The 6,007-nt window shown below is 55.7% G+C and carries 5 protein-coding genes; 2 read left to right on the top strand and 3 right to left on the bottom strand.

Annotated features, from left to right (window positions below):
- Both BLX41_RS32235 and BLX41_RS32230 read right to left on the bottom strand, forming a co-directional pair.
- On the bottom strand, positions 1 to 1,218 hold a 1,218-nt coding region (locus BLX41_RS32235), incomplete at its 3' end, for a Zn-dependent hydrolase (protein WP_123728132.1).
- 567 nt (positions 1,219 to 1,785) lie between these two features.
- Positions 1,786 to 3,219 carry an NAD-dependent succinate-semialdehyde dehydrogenase gene (locus BLX41_RS32230; RefSeq protein ID WP_123728131.1) on the bottom strand — a complete coding sequence of 478 codons (1,434 nt, stop codon included), beginning with the start codon at positions 3,217 to 3,219 and terminating at the stop codon, positions 1,786 to 1,788.
- Positions 3,220 to 3,383: 164 nt separating this feature from the next.
- Here BLX41_RS32230 and BLX41_RS32225 point away from each other — a divergent pair, with 164 nt between their 5' ends.
- Complete coding sequence (locus BLX41_RS32225; protein ID WP_123728130.1) at positions 3,384 to 4,346, top strand: hydroxymethylglutaryl-CoA lyase; 963 nt, start codon at positions 3,384 to 3,386, stop codon at positions 4,344 to 4,346.
- 2 nt (positions 4,347 to 4,348) lie between these two features.
- The gene (locus tag BLX41_RS32220; RefSeq protein WP_123728129.1) at positions 4,349 to 5,161 is read left to right on the top strand and encodes a cupin domain-containing protein; all 813 of its coding nucleotides are present in this window, start codon (positions 4,349 to 4,351) and stop codon (positions 5,159 to 5,161) included.
- A 33-nt stretch (positions 5,162 to 5,194) separates the two neighbouring features.
- Here the strand turns inward: BLX41_RS32220 and BLX41_RS36915 are convergent.
- Positions 5,195 to 6,007: MFS transporter (locus tag BLX41_RS36915; RefSeq protein WP_259745465.1), on the bottom strand; the 813-nt coding region annotated here is incomplete at its 5' end.

The raw sequence follows: 6,007 nt of genomic DNA, 5'->3' as shown, positions 1-6,007 counted from the left end.
AAGCAGAATGCTGACTGCAGCAGCAGCGGCGACCTCACATCCCGCAACAATGTGTTCATCGGAGGTGTCCTCAATGAAGTCGTGACTGACACCGCCAATGCTTGGCACGAACAGCATCGCCGTCGGGATGTGTTTAGCGACAAGCTGAGCGTCGTGCCCCGCTCCGCTTGGCATACTTATCCATTGGCCAGGAACCGCGCCCTCGGCCGCCCTCGCGATGTGCCCCTGTAGCGATTCGTTCATGGTGACTGGGTCACTGGGCTCATCGCACATTGCGTACTCCGCTCGCACCTTGTTGCTCAAGTTGAAATCTTCAACAAGCTGGGCCAGCTTCGCTTCAAGCGCCATCAGGCGAGCAGCTTCAGCATCGCGGATTTGCAAATACATGTCCGCCTGCCCCGGGACAACACTGAGTGAACCGGGATCGAGATCAATGCGACCAACCGTCCACACCGTGTCATCGTCGGCGATTTGCGCAAACGCTTCGTCGAGCGTTGCAATGAAAGCGACAAGCGCTGCACCGGCATCTTGCCTCATGGACATGGGCGTGGTGCCTGCATGATTCCGCTGCCCAGAGAATCTGACCCGGAACTCGCGTATACCGACAATTGTGGTAACGACGCCTATAGACTTCCCTTCCGCCTCAAGCCGCCCTCCCTGTTCAATGTGAGGTTCCAGGCATACAACATGCCTGTTTCTATCAAGCCGAACCCTGGGGCGATCAACAAGACCAGCCGCCTGCAACGCGTCACACAAGCGGACGCCTTGCTGGTTGGTCGCAGTAGCGATTGACTCCTCTACAGGATCGCCTACAAAGCTGCGGCTTCCGAGAAGCGCTGAGAACGTTCCCTCCTCATCGATCCATGATGCAACATCGATCGCCAAGTGGGCCGTATCTGCGTTCTCAGCTAAGGCCCGAGCAATTTCAAGGCCGTAGATTACGCCTAATGCGCCATCTAGCCATCCGCCCGTTGGTTGTGTATCCGTATGCGAGCCGATCAACAGCGCTGGGCCACTTTTTTTCGACCGTCCAAAGACTGTTCCAACGCCATCTATCACCGGCTCCAGACCTGCGTCTGCCATCCGACTGGCAAGCCAGTTGCGGGATTCCATGTCTACCGCAGAAAGCGACAGTCGAACCACACCAGGTCCGACGGCCCCAAAACTTCGTAACTGCCTCAGATCTGCGAGAAGTCTGCTGGGATTAATAAGTGCCATCATTATGCTCCATACTCAAGTCCACCTTTTCATCTTTCTTATTGGGAGTTCTTGCTCAATGGCGTACTTTGCAACGGCCGGTCCAGATATCAGGCTGAAAAAAATAGTGGCATGAGTTAGCCGTCGAAACAAACTAAAAGCCACTTCGAATAAACGACGCCAATTAAGATTAAAGTAAAGCCCGGCTTAACATCATCGATGACAAGCGAGTTATCACATAATAGCGAGAGGATTGAAGTCTACATTTCTTTAATGCGACAACTATTTACAGAAGAGCCGAAAAAAGGCGATTTTTTACTTACCAATAAATTGCAGTCGCCGCAAAAAAAATATCGATCATTGCAAGTTGTGGGCCACTATTCGCAAACACGTCTGCTCCGATAGCTCTGGCACCATATCTTGTTTTTCGCTGAGCTGGACCGAAGTCTTTCAGAGAAAAAATGTAACTCCTTGCCGCATATTCATCTCAGCGCTACACCGTCGTATCAACAAGTAACACCCACGAAAGATTTAAAAACCCAAGACCACTCGGCTTTCGTGGACTGAGTGGTCTTGGGCTGTCTTGCTTCAAATGCCTATCTGACTGATGAACTTCGTCGTCAAGTAAGCCTCAAGGCCTTCCGTTCCGCCTTCACTTCCATGACCACTGGCCCTGATTCCACCAAACGGAGTTTCCGGCAGGGCCAGGCCAAAGTGGTTGATCGAGACCATTCCCGCCTGTAAGCGATTACCCAGCTCGGTCGCCGTTTTCAACGATTTGGTGAAGCCAAACGCTGCCAGCCCATACTCCAGGCTGTTAGCTTGGGCAATGACGCTATCCAGGTCGTTGAAGCGCAGTAACGGTGCCACAGGGCCAAAAGGCTCTTCGTTGAGGAGTCGTGCCCGTTGCGGTACATCGACCAATACTGTCGGTTGGAAAAAATGGCCTTTGTCACCAATGCGCTTCCCTCCCGTTAACGTTTTCGCCCCCAGCTCACCGGCATCGGCCAGTAACTCCTGAACCATCATCAAACGCCGGGCGTTGGCCAACGGGCCCATCTGACTGGTTGGATCGAAGCCGTCGCCTACCTTGAGCTGGCCTGCTAACTCGGTAAATTTTTGAGAGAAAGCGGCGAATACTGCTTCATGCACGTAGAAACGCGAAGGCGCGGCACATACCTGCCCGGCATTGCGAAACTTCAGGATGCAAGCCAAAGTGGCAGCGGCCTCCACATCGGCATCCTCACACACGATAAACGGTGCATGCCCCCCCAATTCCATCGTCGTCAATTTCAAATGCGACGCAGCCAGGGCGCCGAGCTGTCGGCCTATGGCAGTCGATCCGGTGAAGGACACCTTACGGATAATCGGGGACCTGATCAGATAATCAGAGACGTGCGCAGGGTTACCGAACACTAGGTTCAATACCCCCTTAGGTACACCGGCATCGTGGAAACAGCGAACCAGTTCGATCACGGCGCCGGGAGCCTCCTCCGGTGCCTTGATGATGATGCTGCAGCCCGCTGCCAGGGCCCCTGCTATCTTGCGCACCGCCTGATTGATCGGGAAATTCCACGGGGTGAAAGCGGCCACCGGACCGACTGGTTCGCGCACCACCAACTGGCGTACCGCCACATTACGTGAAGGCACGATGCGGCCATAGGCACGCCGCCCTTCCTCTGCATACCACTCAATGTGATCCGCCGCGCTTTTGGCTTCCATAGTCGATTCTGCCAGCGGCTTGCCCTGGTCCAACGTCATGCACTCGGCCATCAGCGCATGCCGATCACGTACCAGCGAAGCCGCTCGACGCAAGATGCCCGAACGGTCGTAGGCAGACGTCGTGGACCATATTTCAAATCCGCTGGCAGCCGCTGCCAATGCAGCATCCAGATCCTCATTTGATGCCAATGGCAATTGCCCGATCGTCTCCCCCGTCGAAGGATTGATTACAGCGGCAGTGTTGCCAGAACTGCCGGCAGTCCATTGGCCGTCGATGTAAAACAACAGGTCGGTGTACATGGATCACTCCTCGGAAATTGGCATTGGACGCAGGGCGTTGCACAGGTATCTGCAATGCATGAGTGGTAACGGAACACAGAGCAACAGGTTGACACTGTTAACCATATGCTCGTAAATTTAGTTCACCATGTCAACCATGTTTTGTTATGACCTCAGGAGTCCCAATGAGAGACGTCATTCTGTGTGAATGCTTCGCCCGCGACGGTCTGCAACACGAACCGGACTTTCTGTCTACGCCAAAAAAACGCAAATTAGTGGAGCGATTCGCCGAGATCGGCTTTCAACGGATCGAGGCGACCTCCTACTCCAACCCTTCCGTGATTCCGCAATTTGCCGATGCGAGCGCTTTGCTGGCTACACTGCAGCGTCGTACCGGTGTCTTCTACAAAGCGACCTGCGCCAACGTTCGCGCGGTGGAGCGAGCCATCAGCGATCTCTCATCCGGTTACGGTGCCAACGAAATCAGCCTGCTGGTGTCCGCATCTGAGTCGCACTCACTGAAAAATCTCAAGCGCAGCCGAGAGGATCAATGGCTGAACATTGAGCAGATGGCTGATAAGGCCCTCAACCAATTTCGCATGATCGGTACTATTTCCGTGGCTTTTGGCTGTCCGTTTGAAGGTCGCGTGAGCGAAGCAGATGTACTGGCGGACGTTGAGCAGTTTGCTAAGCGCGGCGTGAAATTTGTCACCCTCGGCGATACCACCGGTGTCGCGACTCCGCAGAGCGTCAAGCGTTTGTTCGGTGCCGTTCTGGCTTCGTTTCCAGAGATCACTCCGATCGCCCATTTCCACGATACCCGTGCGACCGGACTGGTGAACTACGTTGCTGCCCTGGAAGCAGGGGTAACCTATTACGACTGCGCCTTCGGTGGTGTCGGCGGTCATCCGGCCAAGGTCAAGTATGGCGGCGGACATACCGGCAATGTCAGTACCGAAGACTGGGTCAACCTGTTGGAGTCGATGGGCGTGCGAACCGGGATAGACCTGGACCGTCTACTCGATGTCGCCGCTGAATGCGAAGCCGCTCTAGGCCGCGAACTGCACAGCCGGGTCCTGCGTAGCGGGTTGAATCCACTATTGCGCTCCACTTCCCCCCACACGACATCATCCAGTGAAGAGGTGTGAAAATGCCCAGTCTCAGTGTTGTTGCACGACAGTTACAGTTGGTCTGCGGGGTGTTACTGCTTTCAATGCCAGTCTTTGCCAGTGATAAATTGCTGCTGGTTGAGCGTGATGGTTTGATGATGGGCCCGGCGGACGAAGCCGTGCTTGGCCAGCATATTTGGGAAATGCACAAAACCGCTTCATCGCGCACTACGTTGGTCCAGCTCGACCAGCAAACACCGGTCATCAGGCATGACACTGGTGAGCACACGCTGATCGTCTTGCAAGGCCGCGTACAGTTCCGTTTCGCCGACCGGGAAGTCTCCCTGACACCAGGCGATTACGTGGCGATCCCTCCCGGACAGGCCTACCAGATGACGCCTTTGGACCAAGAGAAAGTCCTGCTAATGGGGTTTGATGTCCCCGCCATCGACATGGCAAAGGCCACGGCTCTTGATTTCGCCCCGACTACTGCAGGCCCCACTCCTGTCGTCAAGACACAACAATCGGTGATGTCCAGCCCCGCCAGTTGGAACGACCCCAGTGACCGCGGCTGGACGTTGATAAAGACACCGGACAAGCGCGTGAATCTCGTGGAGATGTTCTCCGAGTTGAAAAACCACAGCCACCCTGACGCTGATCACTCACTGATCCTTCTCAGTGGTAGTGCGCGGGTCGTTACCCCGACTGAAGATCGCATCCTGAAGAAAGGCGATTACGTTTCCATTCCGCAGAATGTCCCACACAAGTACTACGTCGAAGGCCAGCAATCGGCGCTATTCATCAGCTTCGATGCACCGGCGTACGATTCGGCCAAAACCATCTACTTGGAGTGACACTGCTGCATCCGCACAAAGGGATTCATGCAATCACGCACTCCCTGCCCCCTCAGACCTCGGATCAGTCGCGCCCACATGGCGCAAGGACACGGCAGACAGCACGGTCAGCACAGCAACGCTCGCTGCGCTGAAGATCGCGGCACCATGCAATCCTGCCATGAATGCCGCCCGTGCCTGCTCCATCAAGCCAATGGGCAACTCCGATGCGAGGGACGATGCTGCCCACAAGCTGTCAATGACAGCTTCGCGCGTTACCGTCTCAAGATCACTTGGCAGATGATCCAGCATCGAACGGTGATAGACCGCGCTGGCAATGCTCCCGAGCAAAGCGATACCCAAGGATATTCCCAGATCCTGCGCCATCTCGGTCATCGCCGAAGCCGATCCCGCTTTCTCTGCTGGCGCAGCGCCAACCACCAGCTCGGTTCCAAGCGCCGCGATAGTACCGTTGCCCAAATACGCCAATGCCAGAGCAGCAACCGCCAACGTCCCGCCGCCTGCGTCAGAGCCCAACTGCGTCAGCAGCAGATAGCCCACAACAGACAGCGCCAATGCACCCGCGACCACAAACCCTGGCCGAATTACCCGAGCCACGAGCGGTGCACCGGTGCCGCCGGTAATCATGGCCAACGCCGCCAAGCCCATCAACAGTCCTGCGGTTGAAGGTGAATGGCCAGCCACCAACTGTAGATACTGGGCAACCAGCAGCATCGTGCCGCCTACCGCAACCAGAGCGAACAACAGCACGATCAGCGCGACCGAAAATTCCCTGTCTGAAAACAGGCTCAGGTCCAGCAACGGATCGACTAAACGACGCTGGCGCTTGACGAAAAGCCAGGCGAG

The sequence above is a fragment of the Pseudomonas protegens genome (assembly GCF_003732485.1).
Lineage (GTDB): Bacteria > Pseudomonadota > Gammaproteobacteria > Pseudomonadales > Pseudomonadaceae > Aquipseudomonas > Aquipseudomonas protegens_B.
Note: the sequence above shows the minus strand (reverse complement) of the source record. Positions and strands in the feature narration are given on the sequence as shown.

Excerpts from the sequence above, each read along its gene's own strand:
- BLX41_RS32230 (WP_123728131.1), bottom strand. The coding sequence starts at position 3,219 with ATGTACACCGACCTGTTGTTTTACATCGACGGCCAATGGACTGCCGGC.
- BLX41_RS32225 (WP_123728130.1), top strand. The coding sequence starts at position 3,384 with ATGAGAGACGTCATTCTGTGTGAATGCTTCGCCCGCGACGGTCTGCAA.
- BLX41_RS32220 (WP_123728129.1), top strand. The coding sequence starts at position 4,349 with ATGCCCAGTCTCAGTGTTGTTGCACGACAGTTACAGTTGGTCTGCGGG.